Origin of the sequence: Micromonospora sp. RL09-050-HVF-A, assembly GCF_019374995.1 — a bacterium.
Lineage (GTDB): Bacteria > Actinomycetota > Actinomycetes > Mycobacteriales > Micromonosporaceae > Micromonospora > Micromonospora antibiotica.
Genome location: NZ_JAGKQP010000002.1, coordinates 6,380,861 through 6,403,494, shown reverse-complemented (window position 1 = coordinate 6,403,494; position 22,634 = coordinate 6,380,861). Strand labels below are relative to the sequence as shown.

The window sequence follows — 22,634 nt, the reverse complement described above, 5'->3', positions numbered from 1 at the left end:
ATCACCGGGGTCAGCGACGGCGGCGACGGGCGGCGGACGGCGGGGCGGGAGACGGGAGACGGGGTAGGGGCGGTCACGGCAGTGCCGTGACCGCCCCTGCGGGGTCGCCGGTGGGTCAGTTGGGGGTGGTGTCGCGGGCGGGGAGGCGGACGGTTTCCACAGTGGGGGCGTCGCCGTCCAGGCCGGAGATCCAGCCGGTGACGTCGCGGGCCACGTCCTGCGCGGTCAGCCGCAGGTCGGCCAGGATCTGCGCCCGGGTGCCGTGCGGGTGCCAGTCGGCCGGTACGCCCAGGTCGCGCAGCGGCACCCGGACGTCGGCGTCGCGCAGCGCCTGGCCCAGCGCGTCACCGACACCACCGATGCGTACGCCGTCCTCGACACTGACCACGAGGCGGTGTCCGGCGGCCAGCTCGACCAGCTCGGCCGGCACCGGACGCACCCAGCGCGGGTCGACCACGGTGACGCCGTAGCCCTGCTCGGCCAGCCGGGACGCCACCTCCATCCCGAGCAGCCCGAACGAGCCGACCGCCACCAGCAGCACGTCGGTACGGGCCGACTCGGCCAGCACGTCGACCGGGCCGACCCGGCGGACGGCCGGCAGGTCGGCGGCGACGGTGCCGGTGGGGAACCGGACGATGGTGGGACCGTCGTCGACGGCGATCGCCTCGCGCAGCTCCTCGCGGAGGCTGGCGGAGTCGCGGGGGGCGGCGATCCGCAGGCCCGGCACCACCCCGAAGACCGACATGTCCCAGATGCCGTAGTGGCTCGGCCCGTCCGGCCCGGTGATGCCGGCCCGGTCCAGCACGAAGGTCACCGGCAGCCGGTGCATCGCCACGTCCAGCAACACCTGGTCGAACGCGCGGTTCAGGAAGGTCGCGTAGACCGCCACCACCGGGTGCAGCCCGCCCATCGCCAGGCCGGCCGCCGAGGTGGCCGCGTGCTGCTCGGCGATGCCCACGTCGTACACCCGGTCGGGGTGCTTGCGGGCCAGGGTGGCGATGCCGGTCGGCTCGGCCATCGCGGCGGTGATGCCCACCACGTCGGGCCGTTCGTCGGCGATGGCGACCAGCTCGTCGGCGAAGACCTGGGTCCACTTCACCGACGGGGCGGCGAGCAGCTTGCCGGTCTCGGCGTCGAACGCGCCCGGACCGTGCAGGCAGTCCGCCTCGTCCTCCTCGGCCGGGCGGTAGCCGTAGCCCTTGCGGGTCACCGCGTGCACGATCACCGGGCCGCCGAAGTTCTTGGCCGCGCGCAGCGCCGACTCGACGGCGGCGATGTCGTGCCCGTCGACCGGGCCGACGTACTTGATGCCGAGGTCCTCGAACATCGCCTGCGGGGCGACCGCGTCCTTGATGCCCTTCTTGACCGCGTGCAGCACCTCGTACATCGGCTTGCCGACGAACGGGGTGTTGCCGAGGGCGTCCTTGACCGTGTCGAGGACCTTTTCGTAGCCGGGGTTGAGCCGCAGCGACGACAGGTGGTCGGCCAGGCCGCCGATGGTCGGCGAGTAGGAGCGGCCGTTGTCGTTGACCACGATCACCAGCCGGTTGCCGGCGGTGGCGATGTTGTTCAGCGCCTCCCAGCACATGCCGCCGGTGAGTGCGCCGTCGCCGACCACGGCGACCACGCTGCGCTGCTCGCCACGCAGGGCGTACGCCTTGGCCAGCCCGTCGGCGTAGGACAGGGCGGTGGAGGCGTGCGAGTTCTCGATCAGGTCGTGCTCGCTCTCGGCCTGGCTGGGGTAGCCGGACAGGCCACCGCGCTGGCGGAGCTTGTCGAAGCCGTCCTGCCGGCCGGTGAGGATCTTGTGCACGTACGACTGGTGGCCGGTGTCGAACAGGAGCCGGTCGCGCGGGGAGTCGAAGACCCGGTGCATGGCCAGGGTCAGCTCCACCACCCCCAGGTTGGGGCCGACGTGCCCACCCGTGCGGGAGACCTTGGCGATCAGAAAGTCACGGATCTCGGCGGCGAGGATGTCCAGCTGTTCGCCGGTCATCCGCTTCACGTCCTGCGGACCACGCACGGTGCCCAGCAGCCGGCCGTGGTGGGCCGTGTCCTCGTCAACACTCATGACGAGAGAGTCTATCGGCCGCCGCACACTCCGCAGTGCGGCCGTGGATCATCGCTGGTGGGGGCCCCGATCAGCGCAGCACGACCAGTCGACGCGGCGGGAGCGTCCCGGTCACCCCGGCCGGCGGCCCGGACGGGGTCCAGGACCCCAGCACGGCCGCCCGGCGGGCCCCGGTCACCGAGGGCAGCGCCCCCGGCAGGCCGTGCCAGGACAGCCAGCCCAGCAGAGCGAACGCGTACGCCTCCCGGGCCTGGGCGGGCACCCCCAGCTCGTCGGTGGTCCGCAGCGTCCAGCGGCCGATACCGAGGGCGGCCAGCCGACCCCACAGGGTCGGATTGCGTACCCCACCACCGGCCGCCACCACCTCGGTCACCCGGTGCCGCGCGCAGGCGGCGGCGACCGTCCGGGCGGTCAACTCGGTCAGCGTGGCGAACACGTCGTCCGGGGCGACCGGCTCCCCCAGCGCCGCCAGCCGTTCGTCGAGGTAGCCGGGGTGGAACAGCTCCTTGCCGGTGGACTTGGGCGGTGGTGCCGCGTAGTAGGGCTCGGCGAGCAGCAGCGCCAGCAACCCGGGGTGTACCCGGCCGGCCGCCGCCCGTACCCCGTCGACGTCGCAGGGCCGGTCGAGGAACCGGCGGGCCGCCGCGTCGAGCAGGGCGTTGGCCGGGCCCACGTCGTACCCGAGCACGGGTGCGTCCGGGGCGACCACGGTGAGGTTGGCGATGCCGCCCAGGTTGAGCGCCGCCCGTACCCCGCCGCCGGGTCGCCCGCCCAGGTCACCGCGCGCCCCGGCCGGGTCGTCGGGGGCGAGCAGCAGGGCGTCGAAGGCGGGGACCAGCGGGGCGCCCTGGCCACCGGCGGCGACGTCCGCCGACCGCAGGTCCGACAGCACGGGTACGCCCACCCGGGCGGCGACCCGGGCCGGCGCACCGAGCTGGAGGGTGCCGTGCACGGTGCCGCCGGCGACCCAGTGGAAGACCGTCTGCCCGGGGGAGACGACGGCGTCGGCCCGCCCGCCGGCCAGCGCGACGCCGAGTGCGGCGGCGTCGGCGAACACCGCACCGAGGGCGTTGTCGAGCCGGCAGACCGCCTCGACCGTGGTCGGGTTCGGCGGCAGCACCGCCCCGATCCGCTCCCGCAACTCCGCGTCGTAGCCCAACTCCCGGTGCCCCAACGCCCGCATCCGCAGGGTCTGCCCGACGGCGGTGAACTCGGCGGCGACCACGTCCACCCCGTCGTAGGAGGTGCCCGACATCAGCCCGACGATCCTCATCGGGCCAGGTTAGTCAGCGGGCGGCGGCAGGAACAGGCCGACCAGTTCGACGTGCTGGGTCATCGGGAACAGGTCGTAGCCGCGCAGGGCGGCGAGCCGCCAGCCGGCCCGGGTGAAGGTGCGCACGTCCCGGGCGAAGGCGGCCGGGTCGCAGGCCACGTAGGCGATCGCCCGGGGGTCGGCGGCGATCATGTCCCGGACCACCGCCGCACCCGCACCGGTACGCGGCGGATCGAGCACCACCAGGTCGACCGGGCCGGTGATCCGGCGGCGGGCCAACGCGGTCTCCACCCGGGCGGCGACCACCTCGACCCGGGACAGGTCGGCCAGGTTGCGCCGGGCGGCGGCGACCCCCTCGGCGGCGGACTCGACCACGGTGACCCGGGCGTCCGGGCCGACCCGGGCGGCGAGCGCGCCGGCGAACAGGCCCGCCCCGCCGTACAGGTCCCAGACGGACTCGCCGGGCTGCGGGGCGAGCAGGTCGAGGACCGCGTCGACCAGGGTGTCGGCGGCGGCCGGGTGCACCTGCCAGAACCCGCCGGCCGGCAGCGTCCAGTTCCGACCGGCGGCGACCTCCCGTACCGTCGCCGGCCCGTCGACCTCCAGTACCGTCGCCGGTCCGTCGACCTCGGCCGCCGGCCCATCCGGGACGTCGACGGTCGTAGCCGGCGGGCCGGGCAGGTCGACCAGGGTGGGCACCCCGTCGGTCAGGGCGGTGACCACGACGTCGCCGCCGGTCGAGGCGACGACCTCCACCGACTCGGCCGTCGGCCAGGGCCGACCGAGCAGCGGCAGTTCCTGGATCGCCGGGTGGGCGATCAGGCAGCGGTCGATCGGCACCACCTCGTGCGAGCGGTGCTTGAGCAGCCCGGCCCGGCCGGCGGCGTCGACCGCGTAGCGGACCCGGGAGCGCCAGCCCAGTTGCCCACCGGGCAGCGGCTCCACGGTGACCCGCAGCCCGTCGATCTCGGCGTCGGTGAGCCCGCCCAGCCGGGTGAGCTGCTCACGGACCACAGCCGCCTTCCAGCCGAGCTGGGCGGTCGGGGCCACGTGTTGCAGGTCGCAACCACCACAACCGCCCGGCCGGGCGTACGGGCAGGGCGGGGTGACCCGCTCCGGTGCCGCCGCGACGATCTCGACGGCGTCGGCCCGGGCGAAGCCCCGGTGCAGCTCGGTCACCTCGGCGATCACCCGCTCACCGGGCAACGCGTGCCGGACGAAGACCACCTGGCCGTCGACCCGGGCCACGCAGTGCCCACCGGGGGCGACCGCGTCGACTGTCAACTCGACCCGCTCGGCCTCCTCCAACCCGGGCCGCCGCTCCGCCCCGGACCCACCGGCCCCGACCGCCGACCGTCCCACCTCGGACCCGGCCCCCTCGGACCGTCCCGCCTCGGACCCGGCTGCCTCGGACCGTCCCGCCTCGGACCCGGCTGCCTCGGATCCGGCCGGGCCGGAACGGGCGGTGGTCGCGGAACGGGTGGGGCGGGATCGGGCGGTCACGGGCGGTCTCCGGTCGACGGGTCGGGCTCGCCCGACGGGACGGCGGTCACCGGCGGGGCGGGCGGCGGCAGGGTGCTGCGCGGCGCGACCCGGGGACCCCGGGCGGGGGTACGGCTCAACGTCTCGTCCAGCCGGTCGAGGTTCTTGGTCGCGGTGGACGCCAACTGCCAGGGCACACTGGTCACCATCACGCCCGGCTCGAAGAGCAGCCGGCCCTTGAGCCGCAGCGCGCTCTGGTTGTGCAGCAGGTTCTCCCACCAGTGGCCCACGACGTACTCGGGGATGAAGACGGTGACCACGTCGCGGGGCGACTCCCGGCGGGTGTTCGCCACGAAGTTCAGGATCGGCCTGGTGATCTCCCGGTACGGCGAGTCGACCACGGTCAGCGGCACCGGCACTTCCCGCCGCTCCCACTCCTGCTGGAGCTGCCGGGTGTCCTTCTCGTCCACGTTGACGGTGACCGCGGTCAGCGTGTCCGGCCGGGTGGCGCGGGCGTACGCGATGGCCCGCAGGGTCGGCTGGTGCAGCTTGCTGACCAGCACGATGGCGTGGTTGCGGGCGGGCAGCACCCCGCGCACCTCGGTCGGTTCCAGCTCGGCGGCGATCCGGTCGTAGTGCCGGCGGATGGCCAGCATCAGCACGTAGATCACCGCCATCGCGGCGATGGCGATCCACGCGCCGAGCAGGAACTTGGTGATCAGCACGATGACCAGGACGGTGCCGGTCATCGCCATGCCGAACGCGTTGATCGCCCGGGAGCGGAACATCCGGCGGCGGGCCTGCGGGTCACGCTCGGTGCGCAGGTGCCGGTTCCAGTGCCGGATCATGCCGGCCTGGGAGAGCGTGAACGAGACGAAGACGCCGACGATGTAGAGCTGGATCAGCCGGGTCACCTCGGCCTGGAAACCGACGATCAGCACGATCGCGAAGACGGCGAGGAAGACGATGCCGTTGGAGAACGCCAGCCGGTCGCCCCGGGTGTGCAGTTGCCGGGGCAGGTAGCGGTCCTGGGCGAGGATCGAACCGAGCACCGGGAAGCCGTTGAACGCGGTGTTCGCGGCCAGGAAGAGGATCAGCGCGGTCATCCCGGCGACCACGTAGAGCAGCACCGACCCGCCGCCGAAGACGGTCTCGCCGAGCTGGGCGGTGACGGTCTTCTGCACGTACCCGTCGGGGCCGGAGAGGATCTGCGTGTTCGGGTCCTCGACGAACTGCAGGCCGGTCAGCCGGGCCAGCCAGATGATGCCGACCAGCATGGACACCGAGATCGTGCCGAGCAGCAGCAGGGTGGTGGCCGCGTTGCGGCTCTTCGGGGCCTTGAACGCCGGCACCCCGTTGGAGATCGCCTCGACCCCGGTCAGCGCGGCGCAGCCGGAGGAGAAGGTCCGCAGCAGCAGGAAGATCAGCGCGAAGCCGGTCACGCTGTGCTCGGCCTGGATCTCCAGCCCGGCGCTGGGGGCGCGCAGGTCGTCGCCGAGGATGAAGTACCGGACCAGCCCGGTGAGGATCATGCCGCCGATGACGATCACGAAGCCGTACGTCGGGATGGCGAACGCGGTGCCGGACTCACGCAGCCCGCGCAGGTTCATCGCGGTCAACAGCACCACCGCGGTCACCGCGATCAGCACCTTGTGGGTGGCCACGAAGGGCACCACCGAACCGAGGTTGGCCACCCCGGAGGAGACCGACACGGCGACGGTCAGCACGTAGTCGACAAGCAGCGCGCTGCCCACCGCCAGCCCGGCCCGGGGACCCAGGTTGACCGTCGCCACCTCGTAGTCGCCGCCGCCGGAGGGGTAGGCGTGCACGTTCTGCCGGTAGCTGGCCACCACGGTCAGCATGACCACGACCACCGCGAGGGCGATCCACGGGGAGAACAGGAACGCCGACGCCCCGGCGATGGAGAGGGTCAGCAGGATCTCGTCGGGGGCGTACGCGACGCTGGACAGCGCGTCGGAGGCGAAGACCGGCAGGGCGATGCGCTTGGGCAGGAGTGTGTGCTGGAGCCGGTCGGACCGGAACGGTCGACCGACGAGGAGTCGCTTCAGCAGCGAGGTGGGACTGGCCACAAGCGCTAAGGGTACGACCACCGGATGGTGGTCGCCGGGGGGTGCCTGATCCCGCTCCCACGCCCCGGCGCGGTACGGTTCGGTCCCCCGTCGGCGGGGTGGACGTGGCAGGCTCGCAGACGACAGTCGCCGGACGCAGGCGCACCTTGGGAGGGACACCGTGCACGTCGTGATCATGGGCTGTGGGCGGGTCGGCTCGACGCTGGCCCAGAGCCTGGAGTCCCGGGGGCACTCGGTGGCGGTGATCGACCACGACGCCGACGCGTTCCGCCGCCTCGGCCCCGACTTCGCCGGGATCACCGTCACCGGTGCCGGCTTCGACGGCGAGGTGCTGCGTCAGGCCGGCATCGAGCGGGCGGACGCCTTCGCCGCCGTCTCCAGCGGCGACAACTCCAACATCATCTCGGCCCGGCTGGCCCGCGAGACGTTCGGCGTCTCCCGGGTCGCGGCCCGGATCTACGACCAGCGCCGGGCCCAGGTCTACGAGCGGCTCGGCATCCCCACCGTCGCCACCGTCCGCTGGACGGCCGACCGGATGCTGCGCCACCTGGTCCCCGAGGGCAACGTGGAGATCTTCCGGGACCCGACCAGCACCGTGTCGATCATCGAGGTGCCGGTGCACAAGGACTGGATCGGTCGACCGCTGAGCCAACTGGAGCAGACGGCGGGGACCAGGGTGGCGTACCTGACCCGGTTCGGCATCGGCATGCTGCCCACCGCCTCCAGCGTCGTACAGGAGGGTGACCAGCTCTACGTGCTGGTCACCGACGACATCGCCGCCTCGGTCACCGCGGTGGCCGCGACGCCGCCCGAAGGAGGGCACTGAGCCATGCGGATCGCCATCGCGGGCGCCGGCAACGTGGGCCGGTCGATCGCCCAGGAGCTGATCGACAACGGCCACCAGGTGATGCTGATCGAACGGCAGCCGCGGATGCTGCGCCCGGACCGGGTGCCCACCGCCGACTGGGTGCTGGCTGACGCCTGCGAGCTGGCCAGCCTGGAGGAGGCGAACGTCGCGGGCTGCGACGTGGTGGTCGCCGCCACCGGTGACGACAAGGTCAACCTGGTGGTGTCCCTGCTGGCCAAGACCGAGTTCGCGGTGCCCCGGGTGGTGGCCCGGGTCAACCGGGCCGAGAACGAGTGGTTGTTCACCGAGCAGTGGGGCGTCGACGTGGCGGTCAGCAAGCCCCGGGTGATGGCCGCGCTGGTCGAGGAGGCGGTCACCGTCGGCGACCTGGTCCGGTTGATGACGTTCCGGCAGGGCGAGGCGAACCTGGTGGAGATCACCCTGCCGCCGACCGCGCCCTACGTCGGCCAGCCGATCCACGCCGTGCCGCTCCCCCGGGACGCCGCGCTGGTGGCGATCCTGCGCGGCAAGCGGGTGCTGGTGCCCAGCCCCGACGACCCGATCGAGGCCGGCGACGAGCTGATCTTCGTGTGCACCGCCCAGGTGGAGGACGACGTGCGCGGGGTGATCCTCGGCCCGGACAGCGTGGAACGGACCCGGGGCGCGACCTGAGCGCTGCCAGTCAGCCGCCCGGCAGCGGCGTCGGGGCGTTCTCCCGGGTCACCCGGCGCACCGTCCAGACCGTGATCAGCAGCAGCAGCGCGTACGGCGGGTAGCCCAGGGCGAGCCGGGCCACCCCCAGCGCGGTGTCCTGGTGGGCCAGGTAGAGCCCGGCCTGCACCCCGACCTTGGCCAGCCACACCACTCCCCAGAGCACGGTGAGCTGGGTGAAGGTGCGCACCAGCCGGGGGTCGTCGCGCCACTCGGAGCGCCCCTTGGCGACCAGCACCGACCAGATCCACCCCACCAGGGGTTGCCGGATCACCGCGGAGAGCAGCAGGGCGATGCCGTAGCCGATGCCGTAGAGGATGCCCGGGAGGTAGAAGTCCCGTTCGTCCCCGGTACGCCAGGCGATGGCCGCCCCGATGCCCACGCCGAAGAGCCCGTTGACGGCGTGCCGGACCGGACGGCGTTGGACCAGCCGGACCACCGCGATCAGCAGCGCCACCCCGACCGAGGCGATCACCGCCGGCCGCAGCTCCCCGACCACGTTGGCCAGCACGAAGACCACCACCGGGATGCTGGACTCGACCAGCCCGCGCCAGCCGCCCAACTGGTCGGCCATCTGCTCGGCGAGGCTGGGCAGCCGTTCGTCGTCCGTCGGGGTGGTCTGCGGCTCGGTGGCCGGGGGCTGTCCTGTCGTCACTTCGGCGACTCCAGCTCGTAGTACGGGTTGTAGATGACCTTGCGGTCGTCCCGGACGGCCACCCGGCCCCGGGCGGTGAGGTGCCGGCCCGGCTCGATGCCGGCGATGTGCCGCCGACCCAGCCAGACCAGGGTGACCACGTCACTGCCGTCGTAGAGGTCCGCCTCCAGGGTGGGCAGGTTGGTACGCGGCGTGTAGACCACCGTGCGGAGCCGCCCGGCGACCGAGACCACCTGCCCCCGCATGCACTGCCGGGCCAGCACGCCACCGGATTCGGCGCTCTCCCGGCGCAGCTCCTGCGCCTCGATCTCGGCCTCGCTGGCGGTGAACCGGCGCAGGATGTCCCGCAGTGACTTCCTGCTCTCGTCGGTCGACATGACCTCCGCGTCACCCTCTCCAGGTGGACCGGTCGGCACCGGCGCTGCCCCGACCCCGGGCGGGACCGTGCCGCCAGCGTACGCCGATCGGGCCCCGACGGCGTCGGTGCGGTGTGCCGGTCCCGGCCCGAAGCCCGGGGCCCACCCGACCGACGACCACCCGACCGAGGCCCACCCGACCGACCGACGACCACCCGGTCGACGACGGCCCGGTCCGACGCCGGACAGCGGTCCGGGCCGGGTGCGGCCACCCTCGGGTGACGGCCTCCGGCCCGGACGGGGTCGCTCAGCTCTCGCTCGGGGCCTCGGCGGCCTGGTCGGCCATCTCCCGGGGCAACCGAAGCGGCAGCGGCTCACGGACCGGCTTCGCCTCCTGCCCCCGGTCCACCACCAGGCCGTCCAGGCAGGTGGCGAGCGGGCCGGCCGCGGCCGGGTCGGTGGCGACCGCGCCCTGGTAGACACCCCGGACCATCCAGCGCGGCCCGTCGATGCCGACGAAACGCAGGTCGGTCGGCCCGTCCGGGGTACGCACCCGGGCGTGCAACTCGACGCCGTACTCGCCCCGGGTCTCCTGGACGGTGGCGCCGTCGCCGACCAGCGACTGCCGGATCTCCTCGCGCACCTCGTCCCAGATGCCCTCGGAGCGGGGCGCGGCGAAGACACCGAGCTGGAGGGCGTTGTCGCCGTTCACCAGCACGACCTGCTGGACGACGCCCTGCGGGTCGGCCTGCACCCGCACCTCGACTCCGGGCACCGCCGGGATGTGCAGGCTGCCCAGGTCGAGCCGCTGCACGTCGTCCGGTGCCTCGGCGAGGTCGTACGGGCCACGGGCCGGGCCCGCCGCCTCGTACGAGTCGAGGACGTCGGCCCGCTGGTCACGGGCGTGCCGCCCACCGTCGGCCCGCTTTCGGGAGAAGATCACTGCGCCCACCCTCCGCTGTTCGCACTCACCCTGCCACCTCTTCCGTCCGTTCGCCCGCCCGGTCGGCACCCTCGGGCCCGGCCGGGCCACCGGGCGGGGGCACGAGCCCGGCATGGCCGCCGGTCGACCCGTGCCCGCCGGTCCCCCGTCGGGACCCGGGCAGCACCGCCACCGGCTGGAAATCGGCCCGCTCCACCCGCTGGACAACGAGTTGCGCGATGCGATCGCCACGGGAGATCTTCGCCGGTGCGTCCCGATCGTGGTTGATCAGGTTGACCAGGATCTCACCCCGGTAGCCGGCGTCGACCGTACCGGGCGCGTTGAGCACCGTCACGCCGAGCCTGGCGGCCAGCCCGGAGCGCGGGTGGACCAGGCCGACGTAGCCCTCCGGCAGGGCCAGCGCCACACCGGTGGGGACCAGGGCCCGGCCACCCGGGGGCAGCTCGACGTCCGCGGCGGCCACTAGGTCGGCGCCGGCGTCACCGGGATGGGCGTACGCGGGCAGCGGCAGCTCCGGGTCGAGCTGCCGTACGGGCACGGGTACGACGTGGGTCACGTTCTGCCTCTTCCGTCGGCGTTCACGGGGTGCCCCTGCCATCCTGCCGGGTCGACCGGCCGTCGTGTTCCGTACCCTGCGAGTGTGAGCCTGTCGCCTTCCCCGTCGTCGTCGACGCCGCGCGCCGCGGCCGCCCCGACGTACTCCGAGCGGCTCGGCCTGCCGTGGTGGTGCTGGCTGGCCGGGCTCGCCCTGGCCGGGTTCGCCGCCGCCGAGCTGTGGATGGGTGCCGGTGGGGTGCGGTCCTGGCTGCCGTTCGTGCTGCTGCTGCCGGCAGTCCTGGCCGGGCTGTGGTGGCTGGGCCGGGTCCGGGTCGCGGTCGACGGCGGTGAGCTGTGGGTCGACGACGCCCACCTGCCCGTGCGGTACGTCGCCGACGCCGTCGCGCTCGACGCCGAGGGCCGGCGCGAGGTGCTCGGGGTGGGCGCGGACCCGCTGGCCTTCGTGGTGCAGCGACCGTGGATCGGCGGCGCGGTGCAGGTGGTGCTCGACGATCCGGCCGACCCGACCCCGTTCTGGGTGGTGAGTTCCCGCCGGCCGACCGAGCTGGCCGCCGCCCTGCTGGCCGCCCGCGACGCGGCCTGAACGCCGCCGCCGGCCCCGCCACTGCGCCGCTCCCGGCAGACCTTCCCGCCCGTGGTCAGGGTCGACCGCTCCTTCGCGGGCAGGGCCGACCGGCTCACCCGGGGCAGGGCAGTTCGGAGCGGGTGCAGCGGGCGGGTCAAGGCAGGGCAGGTCAAGGCAGGGCGGGGCGCCCGCCGGGGGCAGCTCCCGGCGCTGCTTGCGCAGGTCCCGCCGGAGCTGGTCGGCCAGCGAGCGGGTGGCCCGACGGTTGAGGTAGCTGGCGACGGCGGCCCCGGTGAGGAACGGGCCCAGCGTGGTCAGGTTGCGGCCGAAACGCTTGAGCAGGGTGTCCCGTAGTTCCTTGCGGGCGGCGGTACCGAGCACGGCACCCACCCCGGCGCCCGGCACCATCGGGTTGATTCCGCGCTGGCTGGCCCAGGACTGGAGCAGGGCTACGGTCCTGGGGGTCGTGCCGGTGGGCAGCGGCGCCCCGTAGATCTCGTGCAGCTCGCCGATCAGCTTCAGCTCGATCGACACCACGGCCACCGTCTCGGCGGCGAGCAGCACCGGCGCGGAGAGCAGGGTCGGCGCGACGGCCCACTCCACCGCGGCGACGCCGCCGCCGGCCGCACCCACCCCGGCGGTGGCCCGGGCGGCGTTGCGGACGAGCCGGTCGGCGAGCGCCTCGTCGTCCAGACCGGGGAAGTGCAGCCGCAGGGTGGCCAGGTCCCGGACCGGGACGTGCGGCGCGACGTCGGCGACCGTGTCGGCCATCCAACGCAGCGCCGACCGCGGCTTGAACAGATCGCCCAGCCCTCGACCACGGGCCTGCCCGACCAGTCGGGTGAGCAGTTGCCGGCGGCGGGCGGGCGCGATGTCGTCGGCGGTCAGCGCCGCCACCGTCGCGCCCAACTCGTCGCCGGGCCGGGCAGCCGGGTCAGCCCCGGCGGTCCGGTCCTCGGGTACGGCGGCGGGCGGCCCGGCGTCGGACAGCGACCCGTCCGGGTCGGACTCGCCATGCCGCTCGCCGTGCTCGTTCATCTGCCTGCCCTCCCGAGGTCCCACCGGTTCTGGTGGACGCCGGTACGAGTCAAGCAGCAACCCGCCGTGTGCGCACGGCGGCTCGGGCAGCGGCGGCCCCGCGAGGAGGCCGCCGCCGGTGGGGTGGGTACTCAGACGCACTCACGGCAGATCAGGTCGCCGTTGCGCTCGACTGCCAACTGGCTGCGGTGATGCACCAGGAAGCAGCGCCCACATCGGAACTCGTCCTGCTGCATCGGGAGGACCTTCACGGTCAGCTCCTCGTCGGCCAGGTCGGCGCCGGGCAGCTCAAAGCTCTCGGCCACCTCGGCCTCGTCGACGTCCACGGCACCCGACTGTGAGTCGACCCGCCGGGCCTTGAGCTCTTCCAGGCTGTCCTCGCCGAGGTCGACCTCGTCGCGACGCGGGGCGTCGTAGTCGGTGGCCATCGGTTTCACTCTCCCATATCGATGTTGTCGCTTCCGGTTGTAACGCCGGGCGACGCTGTTTCGGTTCCCACTGGCCGGCCACCAATGTGTGTCGGTCGCCCCACCCGACGGCCTCTGGATCGAGGTCTCCGGGGCAAGCACCGACGAGCGCGGTACCTTACCCCCTCCCAGGCGAGGCATGTATACCGCCCTCGCGGCAGAGATGTACGCCCCCGGGACCCAAGATGTTCCCAATGTGACTCAGGCGACACGAAGATAGGGGTAGTAGTACCCCGTTCCCGGTTGGCGCGCCGGCATGTCGGACTGTTTCCACGCGACTGCCGGACAACCGTTAACCTCAGCGGCGTACTCGACGGCCGACGACACCGCCCGCCGACGACGTCCGCCGCCACCACCTCACTGTCCGGGGAGCGCCCAGATGAGTTTTGCGCGAGTGCGAGCACTCGTTGTCGTCGGACTGCTGGCGGCCGTCGCCCTGGTCTTCGTCGTCGTCGCCGTGGTCCGCGACACCCAGGGCAGCGGGGCCAACGCCAGGGGATGCCCCGAGGGCTGGCCGTTGGCCGACCTGTCCCTGCGCACCTACCAGGATGTCAAGATCAATATCCTGAACGGCACCGGCGAGCCGGGCCTGGCCAGCAGCGTGGGCGACGACTTCCGGAATCGGAAGTTCCAGGTCAAGAAGGAGGGCAACGCCGCGCACTTCGACGGCGTCGCGCTGCTGCGCTTCGGCCCCAAGGGCGTCGGCTCCGCGCACCTGCTGCGCGCCTTCTTCCTCGACAACGCCGAACGCGACTACGACGCGAAGCGCCAGGACGACACGGTCGACGTGGTGCTGGGCGACGGCTTCCAGCAGCTGGCCACCACCACCGAGGTCAACCAGTCCCTCGGCGACCTGGGCGCGCCGACCGCGCCGGAGGGCTCCTGCCCGATGCCGGTCGAGAACAAGTAACCGACCACCGGTCAGCGACAGGTGACCACCCGGCGGTCGGTGCCGACCGGCGGTCGGGGACAAGTAACCGACCACCGGTCGAGAACGAGTAACCGACCCCGGTCGGGGACGACCGACCCCGGTCGGGGACGACCGACCCCGGTCGGGGACGACCGAACGGGGTCGGGGACGACCGAACGCCGGGCCGGCGGGGTCAGGGGCCGCCGGAGGCGTCCAGGGCGGCCAACCGGGTGTGCAGGGGCGCGAACAGCGCCGGTGGGGCCGCGATGACGAGGTCGGGGCCGGCGGGCCGGCCGTTCAGCCCGGTCACCCGCAGCCCGGCCTCTGCGGCGACCAGTCCCCCGGCGGCCAGGTCCCAGGCGGCCAGCCCCTTCTCGAAGTAGGCGTCCACCCGCCCCTCGGCGGCCAGGCAGAGATCCAGTGCCGCCGCCCCCATCCGCCGGATGTCCCGGACCTCCCCGATCAGCGCGGCGACCACCCGGGCCTGGTGCCCGCGGCGACCGGCGTCGTAGCCGAACCCGGTGGCGACCAGCGCCTGCCCCAGGTCGGTTTCGGTGGAGCAACGCAGCCGGGTGCCGTCCCGCCAGGCGCCGCCCCCCGCGGTGGCGGTCCACTCCTCGCCGGTCGACACGTTGCGGACCACCCCGGCGACGACCTCGCCGTCCACCTCGGCGGCGAGCGACACCGCGCAGTACGGCAACCCGTAGAGGTAGTTCACCGTGCCGTCGATCGGGTCGACGATCCAGCGCACCCCACCCGCCCCGACCGCACCGGCCTGCACCCCGCCGTACTCCTCGCCGAGCACCGCGTCGTCCGGCCGGGCCGCGCGCAGGGCGTCGCGGACCTGCCGCTCCACAGCCCGGTCGGCGGCGGTGACCACGTCGGTGACGGTGCTCTTGGTGGCCGCGACCGAGACCCCCTCGACCCGCATCCGGGCGGCGGTCGTGGCGGCGTCCCGGGCCACCGGGATCGCGATCTCAAGCAGATCCTGCGGTGTCGGTGTCGAACCGGTCATCGAAACTGCCCCTCTCGCGCCGCCCTGCGGCACCGGACGCACCAACCGGGCCCCCACGGCCGGGGACCCACCGGCCGCCGCGCCTGCCGTCCGGTGCGACACGCGCGCCCCACCGCGCATCGTCGATCTCCTCCGGACAGCATAGGCAGCCCGCGTCACGCCCGGACCCCGCCGGTGTGGCAGCAGGTCCGGGCCCCGATCGACGGCCCGTCCGACCCGGTCCGAGCGGGTGGCCACAAAGTCGACATCCGGGCCGAACCGGCGGTACAGACGGCCGGTTGCCGTGCGCCGCAGGATGATCGCGGCAACCGGGGTTACAATTCACCCTGCCCACGCGCCACGGACCGCAGCCGCACAGCCGGCCCGGGACACGGGGGTCACTCAACGACATCGCACGGCACGGCACGCCACGCTGCGCCGGACGACCCCGGCCGTGCTCGCTCTTCGCCTCCGGAAGGTCATTCGTGACAGAACCCCGCCAGCCCGGCGCCGACGTTCGCTCGCTCACCGACACCCTGATCGCCCACGCCCAGAGCGCCGGTGGTCAGCTGACGTCGGCCCAGCTCGCGCGCACCGTCGAGTCCGCCGAGGTGACCCCGGCCCAGGCCAAGAAGATCCTGCGGGCGCTCTCCGAGGCGGGCGTGACCGTGGTGGTCGACGGCTCCGCCAGCACCCGCCCCCGTCGGGTGGCCGCCGCCCGGTCGGCCACCCCGGCCTCGCGCGCCACCACCGCCAAGACCACCAAGAAGGCCGTCGCACCGGCTCCGAAGCAGGCGCCCGCCGCCGACGAGGCCACCGCGCCCACCCCGCGCAAGGTGGCCCCCCGCAAGGCGGCCACCACGGCGGGGGTGGCCGCCAAGGCCGCCGCGCCGGCCGCCAAGGCGACCAAGTCCACCCGGGCCACCAAGGCCACGGTGGCCGCCGCCGGTGCCGGCAAGGTCGCCACCAAGGGCGAGGGCGCCGAGGGCGAGATCGATCCCGAGCAGTTGGCCGCCGAGATCGAGGACGTGGTGGTCGAGGAGCCGGCCGAGCTGACCCGGGCCGCCGAGACCGATGCCGCCGCCTCCGCCACCGACAACGACTTCGAGTGGGACGACGAGGAGTCCGAGGCGCTCAAGCAGGCGCGGCGGGACGCGGAACTCACCGCCTCCGCCGACTCCGTCCGGGCGTACCTCAAGCAGATCGGCAAGGTTCCGCTGCTCAACGCCGAGCAGGAGGTCGAGCTGGCCAAGCGGATCGAGGCCGGGCTCTACGCCGCCGAGCGGCTGCGCGCCGCCGACGACGGCGAGGAGAAGCTCACCCGCGACATGCAGCGCGACCTGCTGTGGATCTCCCGGGACGGCGAGCGCGCCAAGAACCACCTGCTGGAGGCGAACCTCCGGCTGGTCGTCTCGCTGGCCAAGCGCTACACCGGGCGGGGGATGGCCTTCCTCGACCTGATCCAGGAGGGCAACCTCGGCCTGATCCGCGCGGTCGAGAAGTTCGACTACACCAAGGGTTACAAGTTCTCCACGTACGCCACCTGGTGGATCCGGCAGGCGATCACCCGGGCGATGGCCGACCAGGCCCGCACCATCCGCATCCCGGTGCACATGGTCGAGGTGATCAACAAGCTCGGCCGGATCCAACGCGAGCTGCTCCAGGACCTGGGTCGCGAGCCCACCCCGGAGGAGCTCGCCAAGGAGATGGACATCACACCCGAGAAGGTCCTCGAGATCCAGCAGTACGCTCGGGAGCCCATCTCGCTCGACCAGACCATCGGTGACGAGGGCGACAGCCAGCTCGGCGACTTCATCGAGGACTCGGAGGCCGTGGTCGCCGTCGACGCCGTCTCGTTCTCGCTGTTGCAGGACCAGCTCCAGCAGGTCCTGCAGACGCTTTCCGAGCGCGAGGCGGGGGTGGTACGGCTGCGCTTCGGCCTGACCGACGGCCAGCCGCGTACCCTCGACGAGATCGGCCAGGTCTACGGGGTGACCCGGGAACGGATCCGGCAGATCGAGTCCAAGACGATGTCCAAGCTCCGGCACCCGTCGCGCTCCCAGGTGCTCCGGGACTACCTGGACTGAGCCGTTCACGTCAACCCGTCGTGTCGGATTGATCACCAGGCGTAGAACATGCGAAGGTGACCGGTCCAACACGCGTTTGTGATCGTTGACGTGGCACCCTGGTAGCACGGCACACTGTCCTTCCCGTCAGGTGTGACCTCGGTCCCCCGCGGGCACACTGGGAAGGCGGGGCCCGGTAAGGGTGTTGCACGATGAGTGAGCAACGACCGAAGAGAGTGTTCATCGGTGACGACCAGAGGAGGAAGGCGATGACCCCGACCCTCACGCCGCCGCCCGAAACGGTGGCTCCCCCAGCCGCCGATGAACGGTGCGACCGCTGCAATGCTGCCGGCAAGCTCCGTATCACTCTGGCGGGTGGGAGCGAGTTGGTGTTCTGTGGGCACCACGCGAACAAGTACGCCGAGGATCTCGTGAAGATCACGGTGAAGTTCGCGACGGACCCGGAGTTCAGCTGGCGAGGCGCCGATCTGATGGCGAACTGACCCGGCAACCCCTACGACGACATAGCTGGGCGGGGGCACCCTGAGGGTGCCCCCGCCCAGCTTTTCGCTACCCACCCCACCCCACTACCCGCCCCGTCCCCTCCCGCCACCAGTCCCGCTCCCCGTCCCGGCCGCCGCCCCCGGTGATCAAGAGGTTTCGGTCACCGAAGCGCCTGTTTCTGACCCAAACCTCTTGATCACCGGGGAGACCACGGGACGGGACCGCCGGGGAGACCACGGGACGAGGGAGCGGGACGGGACCGCCGGGGAGAGCCGGGGAGACCCGGGGACGGGGGCAGCGGGGCGGTCAGAGGGTTTGGAGGGTGGCTATGCGTTCTTCGAGTTGTTCGATGGTGGCCTGGGCGCTGGGGGGGCCGCCGCAGAGTCGGCGGAGTTCCGCGTGGATCTTGCCGTGGGGCAGGCCGGTGCGGTGGTGCCGGGCGGCCACCAGGGCGTTCAGTTGACGCCGTAGCGCCACGCGGCGCTGGGCGGCACTCAGGGGTACCACGGGGGCAGCGGGGGGCGCAGCGGCCGGCTCAGCGGCCCGGGTGGCTGCCCGGCGGCGCTGCGCGGCGAGCTGGTCGGCCTGGCGTTTGGTCAGCAGCTGCGACACCTGGGCGGCGGTGAGCAGGCCGGGCAGCCCCAGATATTCCTCCTCCTCGGGGGTGCCGGCCTGGGCGGCGGTACCGAAGGACGCCCCGTCGAAGATCACCTGGTCCAGCTCGGCGGTCGCGGACAGCGCGGTGAACCGCTTTTCCAGCTCGCCGCTGGCCTGGTCGTCGCGCTGGGCGCGCTCCAGCAGCTCGTCGTCGAAGCCCTCCCGGTCCTTGGGCTTGCCCAGCACGTGGTCCCGCTCGGCCTCCATCTCGCTGGCCAGGCCCAGCAGGTGCGGCACGCTCGGCACGAACACCGAGGCCGTCTCACCGGAGCGACGGGCCCGGACGAACCGGCCGATGGCCTGGGCGAAGTAGAGCGGGGTGCTGGCGCTGGTGGCGTACACCCCGACGGCCAGCCGGGGGATGTCGACGCCCTCGGAGACCATCCGGACCGCCACCAGCCACCGTTGGGTGGACGCCGCGAACGACGCGATCCGCGCGGACGCCCCCTGGTCGTCGGAGAGGACCACGGTGGCCTTCTCCCCGGTCACCTGCTCGATCAGCTTGGCGTACGAACGGGCGGTCTGCTGGTCGCTGGCGATGATCAGGCCACCGGCGTCGGCCATCCCGGCGTTACGCAGCACGGTCAGCCGGGCGTCGGCCGCCCGCAGCACCTGCGGCATCCAGTCCCCGGCCGGGTCGAGGGCGGTCCGCCAGGCCTGGGCGATCAGGTCCTGGGTCATCGGCTCACCGAGCCGCGCCGCCAACTCGTCCCCGGCGTTGGTACGCCACCGGGTCTCCCCCGAGTACGCCAGGAACAGCACCGGGCGTACGACGCCGTCGCGCAGCGCGTCGGCGTAGCCGTAGACCGAGTCGGCGCGGGACCGCAGCAGCCCGTCACCGCCGCGCTCGTAGCTGACGAACGGGATCGGGTTGTCGTCGGAGCGGAACGGCGTGCCGGTGAGCATCAGCCGGCGTACGGCGGGTTCGAAGGCGTTCTTGACCCCGTCGCCCCAGGAGCGGGAGTCCCCGGCGTGGTGGATCTCGTCGAGGATGACCAGGGTGCGGCGGGTCATGGTGCGCCGCCGGTGCACCTGCGGGGCCATCCCGACCTGGGCGTAGGTGACGACCGCGCCGTGGAAGTCGGCGGCGGAGTGCAGGTCGGCGTTGCGGAACGCGGAGTCGAGCTGGATGCCGACCCGGGCGGCGGCCTGCGCCCACTGGGTCTTGAGGTGCTCGGTCGGGGCGACCACGGTGACCGCCTCGACGGTGCCGTCGACCAGCAGCTCGGCGGCGATCCGCAGGGCGAAGGTGGTCTTGCCGGCGCCGGGGGTGGCGACCGCGGTGAAGTCGTCGGTACGACGGCGCAGGTATTCCACCATCGCCTTGCGCTGCCAGGCACGCAGGGGTGGGAACGTCTCCAACGCCGGCAACCGGGGTGCCACCCGAGGCTCCTCTCCGACCGCACGAGGCGGATCCGGGCCGAGGGCCACGGTTCCGCCGCCCATGAAAACGCCTCCGCGCAGGGCCTGCCGCGAAGGCCGGCCCAGCATAACCAGCCGCGCCCGGCAACCCCAGCCGACACCACGCCCGCCGCCCCGACCAGCGCCGTCGCGAGATGTGGGGCACGGGGCGAGGTGGGCGAGGTGGATCAGAAGCCGGGATGGCCGGGCCCGGTCTGCGGGGGGCGCAGCGTGGCAACCGGGGCCGACCACCGCCGCCGCAGCGCCACCAGGCGCAGGACGAAGACCAGCAGTGCCGCCGCGGTCAGCCCGCCCACCCCGGCGTACCCGAGCGCCGCCAGCAGCACCACCATGATCGATCCGGCGAGCGCGGCGACGGCGTAGATCTCCCGGCGCAGCACCACCGGGATCTCGGCGGTGAGCAGGTCCCGGCCCAGCCCTCCGCCGATCGCGGTGAGCATGCCGATCACCACCGCGCCGACCGCCGGGACCCGGGCGTCGAGCGCCTTGAGTGTGCCGGTGACGGTGAACAGGCCCAGACCGGCGGCGTCGAGCACCAGCACGCTGGTGCGCAGCCGGGCGAACTGCGGGTGCAGCCAGAACACGGCGGTGGCGCTGACCGCGGCGGTGGCGGCGTAGCGCCAGTCGGCGAAGGCCAGCGGCGGGACCTCGTCGATGACCAGGTCACGGAAGATCCCACCGCCCAGCGCGGCGACGAACCCGACGAAGACGACGCCGAACAGGTCGAGCCGCTTGGCCACCGCCGCGGAGGCGCCGGAGGCGGCGAAGACGGCCACCCCGGTCAGGTCGGCCAGGAGCAGCGCGGTGGAGGTGGTCACACCGCCGAAGGGTACGGGTGCGGCCCGCCGGACCGCCCCGGATCACTCACGGTACGAGTCGTAGATCTCCTTGCACTTGGGGCAGACCGGCGAGCCGGGCTTGGCGGCCTTGGTCACCGGGAACGTCTCGCCGCAGAGCGCCACCACGTAGGTGCCCATCACGGCACTCTCGGCGATCTTCTCCTTGCGCACGTAATGGAACATCTCGGGACCGGTGTCGGCGTCCTTCAACTCGGGACGCTCAAGAACCTCTGTACTCACAGTCACACCTCCAACTGCACAAGTTTGGCAGGTCGACCGGGTCCGGTCCACCGCAGCCCACCCCGTCGGCGGCCAGTTACGGTAGCTGACGTGACCACCTTTCACCTCCGACCCGGAACCGAGGTCGCCGAAGCCCTGCGTGACGGCCGTCCCGTCGTCGCCCTGGAGAGCACCATCGTCTCGCACGGTCTGCCCCGACCGGACAACCTGCGGGTCGCCCGGGAGATCGAGCAGACCGTCCGCGCCGCCGGCGCCGTGCCCGCCACCATCGGAATGGTCGGCGGCGAACTCGTCGTCGGCCTCGACGACGCCCAACTGACCCGCCTCGCCACCGTCGACGGTGTGGCCAAGCTCTCCGTCCGCGACCTCGCCGTGGCCGCGGCCACCGGCGCGGACGGCGCCACCACCGTGGCCGCCACCAGCGCGGTGGCCGCCGCCGCGGGGATCGGGGTCTTCGCCACCGGCGGCCTGGGCGGGGTGCACCGGGAGGCCGCGCAGACCTTCGACGAGTCGGCCGACCTGGTCACCCTGGCCCGTACCCCGATCGCGGTGGTCTGCGCCGGGGTCAAGTCGATCCTCGACGTCGGGGCCACCCTGGAGCGGTTGGAGACCCTCGGCGTCGGGGTGGTCGGCTACCGCACCCGGCGTTTCCCCGGCTTCTACCTGACCGACTCCGGGTTCGACCTGGACTGGTCGGTGGACTCCCCCGAGCAGGTCGCCGCGGTGCTCGCCGCCCGGGAGCAGCACGGGGTGCACGGTGGCGGCCTGATCGTGGCCAACCCGCTCCCGGTCGACGAGCAGCTCGACCCGGCGCTGCACGACCGCACCCTCACCGAGGGGCTGGCACGGCTGGGCCGCGACGGCGTCACCGGCAAGGCGGTCACCCCGTTCCTGCTGGCCCACTTCCACTCGGCCACCGAGGGCGCCAGCCTGGCGGTCAACGTCCGGATCATCCTGCGCAACGCCGACCTGGCGGCGCGGATCGCGGTCGCGGCGGCCGGACACCCCGCCGCATGACCGCTCCCGGTCGGATCGTGGTGGTCGGCGACCTGATCACCGACGTGGTCGCCGTGCTGGCCGGAGCACTGGCCACCGGCTCGGACACCCCGGCGACCATCAAGGTCACCGGGGGTGGTCAGGCGGCCAACACCGCCGCCTGGATCGCCGCCCAGCACGCACCGGTGACGCTTGTCGGCGCGGTCGGCGACGACGGCGCCGGTCGGGACCGGGTGGCCGAGCTGGAACGGGCCGGGGTGGACTGCGCGGTCGAGGTGCATCCGCAGGCCACCACCGGGACGGTGATCGTGCTGGCCACCGCCGACGAGCGGACCATGGTCACCGAGCGGGGGGCGAACCTGCGGCTGAGCCCCGAGCACGTCGACCGGGCCCTGGCGGCGGTGCCCGACGCGACCCACCTGCACCTGTCCGCGTACTGCCTGCTGGATGCCGGGTCGCGACCGGCCGGGCTGCGCGCGTTGGCCGCCGCCCGCGAGCGTGGGCTGACCACCAGCGTCGACGCCGCCTCCGCCGCGCCGCTGCGGCGGATCGGCGCGGCGGCTTTCCTGTCCTGGGTACGCGACGTCGACCTGCTGTTGGTCAACGCGGACGAGGCGGGGGTGCTGGCCGGCGGGCTGGATCCGGCGGCCCAGGCGCGCGCGTTGTCGGCGGCGGCCCGTCGGGTGGTGGTCAAACGCGGCGGCGCGGGGGCGATCTGGGTGGACCGGCGGGCCACCGTCGGGGTGACCCCGTCGCTGCGGGTCGCCGTGGTGGACGTCACCGGGGCCGGGGACGCCTTCGCGGCCGGCCTGCTCACCGCCTGGATCACCGGCGCGACCCCGAGGGCCGCGTTGACCCGGGCCGCCGACCTGGGTGCCCTGGCGGTCTCGATGGTGGGTGCCCGGCCGGAGGCGACCGGCGGGTGACAGTGCCGGCTACGCCCGCACCGG

At 73.4% G+C, this 22,634-nt stretch carries 21 protein-coding genes and 1 pseudogene; 8 read left to right on the top strand and 14 right to left on the bottom strand.

Annotation, left to right across the window (positions count from 1 at the left end; translation table 11 throughout):
* Positions 1 to 115: 115 nt before the first annotated feature.
* From dxs to J7462_RS28405, 4 genes are all read right to left on the bottom strand, one after another.
* Complete coding sequence (gene dxs / locus J7462_RS28420; RefSeq protein ID WP_219468691.1) at positions 116 to 2,071, bottom strand: 1-deoxy-D-xylulose-5-phosphate synthase; 1,956 nt, start codon at positions 2,069 to 2,071, stop codon at positions 116 to 118.
* 70 nt (positions 2,072 to 2,141) lie between these two features.
* Positions 2,142 to 3,344 carry an anhydro-N-acetylmuramic acid kinase gene (locus tag J7462_RS28415; RefSeq protein WP_219468688.1) on the bottom strand — a complete coding sequence of 401 codons (1,203 nt, stop codon included), beginning with the start codon at positions 3,342 to 3,344 and terminating at the stop codon, positions 2,142 to 2,144.
* A gap of 9 nt (positions 3,345 to 3,353) precedes the next feature.
* Positions 3,354 to 4,706, bottom strand: coding sequence for a class I SAM-dependent RNA methyltransferase (locus tag J7462_RS28410; protein WP_219468685.1), 1,353 nt, complete (start codon positions 4,704 to 4,706; stop codon positions 3,354 to 3,356).
* 137 nt (positions 4,707 to 4,843) lie between these two features.
* The gene (locus J7462_RS28405; protein WP_219468682.1) at positions 4,844 to 6,916 is read right to left on the bottom strand and encodes an APC family permease; all 2,073 of its coding nucleotides are present in this window, start codon (positions 6,914 to 6,916) and stop codon (positions 4,844 to 4,846) included.
* Positions 6,917 to 7,076: 160 nt separating this feature from the next.
* On the opposite strand from J7462_RS28405, the gene J7462_RS28400 reads away from it, so the two are divergent.
* Complete coding sequence (locus J7462_RS28400) at positions 7,077 to 7,742, top strand: TrkA family potassium uptake protein (RefSeq protein ID WP_208569532.1); 666 nt, start codon at positions 7,077 to 7,079, stop codon at positions 7,740 to 7,742.
* Between the two features lie 3 nt (positions 7,743 to 7,745).
* Positions 7,746 to 8,435 (top strand): TrkA family potassium uptake protein, encoded by a 690-nt coding sequence (locus J7462_RS28395; RefSeq protein WP_208569533.1) that lies wholly within the window; start codon positions 7,746 to 7,748, stop codon positions 8,433 to 8,435.
* Positions 8,436 to 8,445: 10 nt separating this feature from the next.
* On the opposite strand, the gene J7462_RS28390 is transcribed toward J7462_RS28395, so the two are convergent.
* From J7462_RS28390 to dut, 4 genes are all read right to left on the bottom strand, one after another.
* Complete coding sequence (locus tag J7462_RS28390; protein ID WP_219468678.1) at positions 8,446 to 9,129, bottom strand: DUF3159 domain-containing protein; 684 nt, start codon at positions 9,127 to 9,129, stop codon at positions 8,446 to 8,448.
* Positions 9,126 to 9,506 carry an OB-fold nucleic acid binding domain-containing protein gene (locus tag J7462_RS28385; protein WP_208569535.1) on the bottom strand — a complete coding sequence of 127 codons (381 nt, stop codon included), beginning with the start codon at positions 9,504 to 9,506 and terminating at the stop codon, positions 9,126 to 9,128. Before J7462_RS28385 ends, J7462_RS28390 begins: the two co-directional genes overlap by 4 nt.
* Before the next feature lie 286 nt (positions 9,507 to 9,792).
* Positions 9,793 to 10,428, bottom strand: coding sequence for a DUF3710 domain-containing protein (locus tag J7462_RS28380; protein WP_208569536.1), 636 nt, complete (start codon positions 10,426 to 10,428; stop codon positions 9,793 to 9,795).
* A 25-nt stretch (positions 10,429 to 10,453) separates the two neighbouring features.
* Positions 10,454 to 11,026: a dUTP diphosphatase gene (dut, locus tag J7462_RS28375; protein WP_255599141.1), complete on the bottom strand. Its 573-nt coding sequence runs from the start codon at positions 11,024 to 11,026 to the stop codon at positions 10,454 to 10,456.
* Between the two features lie 48 nt (positions 11,027 to 11,074).
* On the opposite strand from dut, the gene J7462_RS28370 reads away from it, so the two are divergent.
* Positions 11,075 to 11,569 carry a DUF3093 domain-containing protein gene (locus J7462_RS28370; protein WP_208569583.1) on the top strand — a complete coding sequence of 165 codons (495 nt, stop codon included), beginning with the start codon at positions 11,075 to 11,077 and terminating at the stop codon, positions 11,567 to 11,569.
* Positions 11,570 to 11,746: 177 nt separating this feature from the next.
* Here J7462_RS28370 and J7462_RS28365 read toward each other — a convergent pair.
* A pseudogene (locus J7462_RS28365) lies at positions 11,747 to 12,589 on the bottom strand (hypothetical protein); the annotation flags it as partial.
* A gap of 131 nt (positions 12,590 to 12,720) precedes the next feature.
* Positions 12,721 to 13,017 carry a DUF4193 domain-containing protein gene (locus J7462_RS28360; RefSeq protein ID WP_067315205.1) on the bottom strand — a complete coding sequence of 99 codons (297 nt, stop codon included), beginning with the start codon at positions 13,015 to 13,017 and terminating at the stop codon, positions 12,721 to 12,723.
* Positions 13,018 to 13,450: 433 nt separating this feature from the next.
* Between J7462_RS28360 and J7462_RS28355 the strand changes: the two genes are divergently transcribed.
* The gene (locus tag J7462_RS28355) at positions 13,451 to 13,966 is read left to right on the top strand and encodes a LytR C-terminal domain-containing protein (RefSeq protein WP_208569585.1); all 516 of its coding nucleotides are present in this window, start codon (positions 13,451 to 13,453) and stop codon (positions 13,964 to 13,966) included.
* 193 nt (positions 13,967 to 14,159) lie between these two features.
* Here the strand turns inward: J7462_RS28355 and J7462_RS28350 are convergent, their stop codons facing one another.
* The gene (locus J7462_RS28350) at positions 14,160 to 14,981 is read right to left on the bottom strand and encodes an inositol monophosphatase family protein (protein WP_219468675.1); all 822 of its coding nucleotides are present in this window, start codon (positions 14,979 to 14,981) and stop codon (positions 14,160 to 14,162) included.
* A gap of 464 nt (positions 14,982 to 15,445) precedes the next feature.
* Here J7462_RS28350 and J7462_RS28345 point away from each other — a divergent pair, with 464 nt between their 5' ends.
* Both J7462_RS28345 and J7462_RS28340 read left to right on the top strand, forming a co-directional pair.
* Positions 15,446 to 17,047: an RNA polymerase sigma factor gene (locus J7462_RS28345; RefSeq protein WP_219468671.1), complete on the top strand. Its 1,602-nt coding sequence runs from the start codon at positions 15,446 to 15,448 to the stop codon at positions 17,045 to 17,047.
* 248 nt (positions 17,048 to 17,295) lie between these two features.
* The gene (locus J7462_RS28340; protein ID WP_088646450.1) at positions 17,296 to 17,529 is read left to right on the top strand and encodes a hypothetical protein; all 234 of its coding nucleotides are present in this window, start codon (positions 17,296 to 17,298) and stop codon (positions 17,527 to 17,529) included.
* A 307-nt stretch (positions 17,530 to 17,836) separates the two neighbouring features.
* On the opposite strand, the gene J7462_RS28335 is transcribed toward J7462_RS28340, so the two are convergent.
* From J7462_RS28335 to J7462_RS28325, 3 genes are all read right to left on the bottom strand, one after another.
* On the bottom strand, positions 17,837 to 19,570 hold the full coding sequence (locus tag J7462_RS28335; protein WP_219468668.1) for a DEAD/DEAH box helicase: 1,734 nt from the start codon (positions 19,568 to 19,570) through the stop codon (positions 17,837 to 17,839).
* Between the two features lie 206 nt (positions 19,571 to 19,776).
* Positions 19,777 to 20,427: a trimeric intracellular cation channel family protein gene (locus J7462_RS28330; protein WP_219468664.1), complete on the bottom strand. Its 651-nt coding sequence runs from the start codon at positions 20,425 to 20,427 to the stop codon at positions 19,777 to 19,779.
* Between the two features lie 42 nt (positions 20,428 to 20,469).
* Complete coding sequence (locus J7462_RS28325) at positions 20,470 to 20,694, bottom strand: DUF3039 domain-containing protein (RefSeq protein WP_176739083.1); 225 nt, start codon at positions 20,692 to 20,694, stop codon at positions 20,470 to 20,472.
* Positions 20,695 to 20,778: 84 nt separating this feature from the next.
* Here J7462_RS28325 and J7462_RS28320 point away from each other — a divergent pair, with 84 nt between their 5' ends.
* Positions 20,779 to 21,705 carry a pseudouridine-5'-phosphate glycosidase gene (locus tag J7462_RS28320; protein WP_219468661.1) on the top strand — a complete coding sequence of 309 codons (927 nt, stop codon included), beginning with the start codon at positions 20,779 to 20,781 and terminating at the stop codon, positions 21,703 to 21,705.
* A complete protein-coding gene (locus tag J7462_RS28315; RefSeq protein ID WP_208569543.1) occupies positions 21,702 to 22,610 on the top strand; it encodes a carbohydrate kinase family protein in 909 nt (302 codons plus the stop codon). The genes J7462_RS28320 and J7462_RS28315 overlap by 4 nt, the downstream gene beginning before the upstream one ends.
* Positions 22,611 to 22,634: the final 24 nt, after the last annotated feature.

Excerpts from the sequence above, each read along its gene's own strand:
- dxs (WP_219468691.1), bottom strand. The coding sequence starts at position 2,071 with ATGAGTGTTGACGAGGACACGGCCCACCACGGCCGGCTGCTGGGCACC.
- J7462_RS28340 (WP_088646450.1), top strand. The coding sequence starts at position 17,296 with ATGACCCCGACCCTCACGCCGCCGCCCGAAACGGTGGCTCCCCCAGCC.
- J7462_RS28315 (WP_208569543.1), top strand. The coding sequence starts at position 21,702 with ATGACCGCTCCCGGTCGGATCGTGGTGGTCGGCGACCTGATCACCGAC.
- J7462_RS28360 (WP_067315205.1), bottom strand. The coding sequence starts at position 13,017 with ATGGCCACCGACTACGACGCCCCGCGTCGCGACGAGGTCGACCTCGGC.
- J7462_RS28350 (WP_219468675.1), bottom strand. The coding sequence starts at position 14,981 with ATGACCGGTTCGACACCGACACCGCAGGATCTGCTTGAGATCGCGATC.
- J7462_RS28415 (WP_219468688.1), bottom strand. The coding sequence starts at position 3,344 with ATGAGGATCGTCGGGCTGATGTCGGGCACCTCCTACGACGGGGTGGAC.
- J7462_RS28395 (WP_208569533.1), top strand. The coding sequence starts at position 7,746 with ATGCGGATCGCCATCGCGGGCGCCGGCAACGTGGGCCGGTCGATCGCC.
- dut (WP_255599141.1), bottom strand. The coding sequence starts at position 11,026 with ATGGCAGGGGCACCCCGTGAACGCCGACGGAAGAGGCAGAACGTGACC.
- J7462_RS28385 (WP_208569535.1), bottom strand. The coding sequence starts at position 9,506 with ATGTCGACCGACGAGAGCAGGAAGTCACTGCGGGACATCCTGCGCCGG.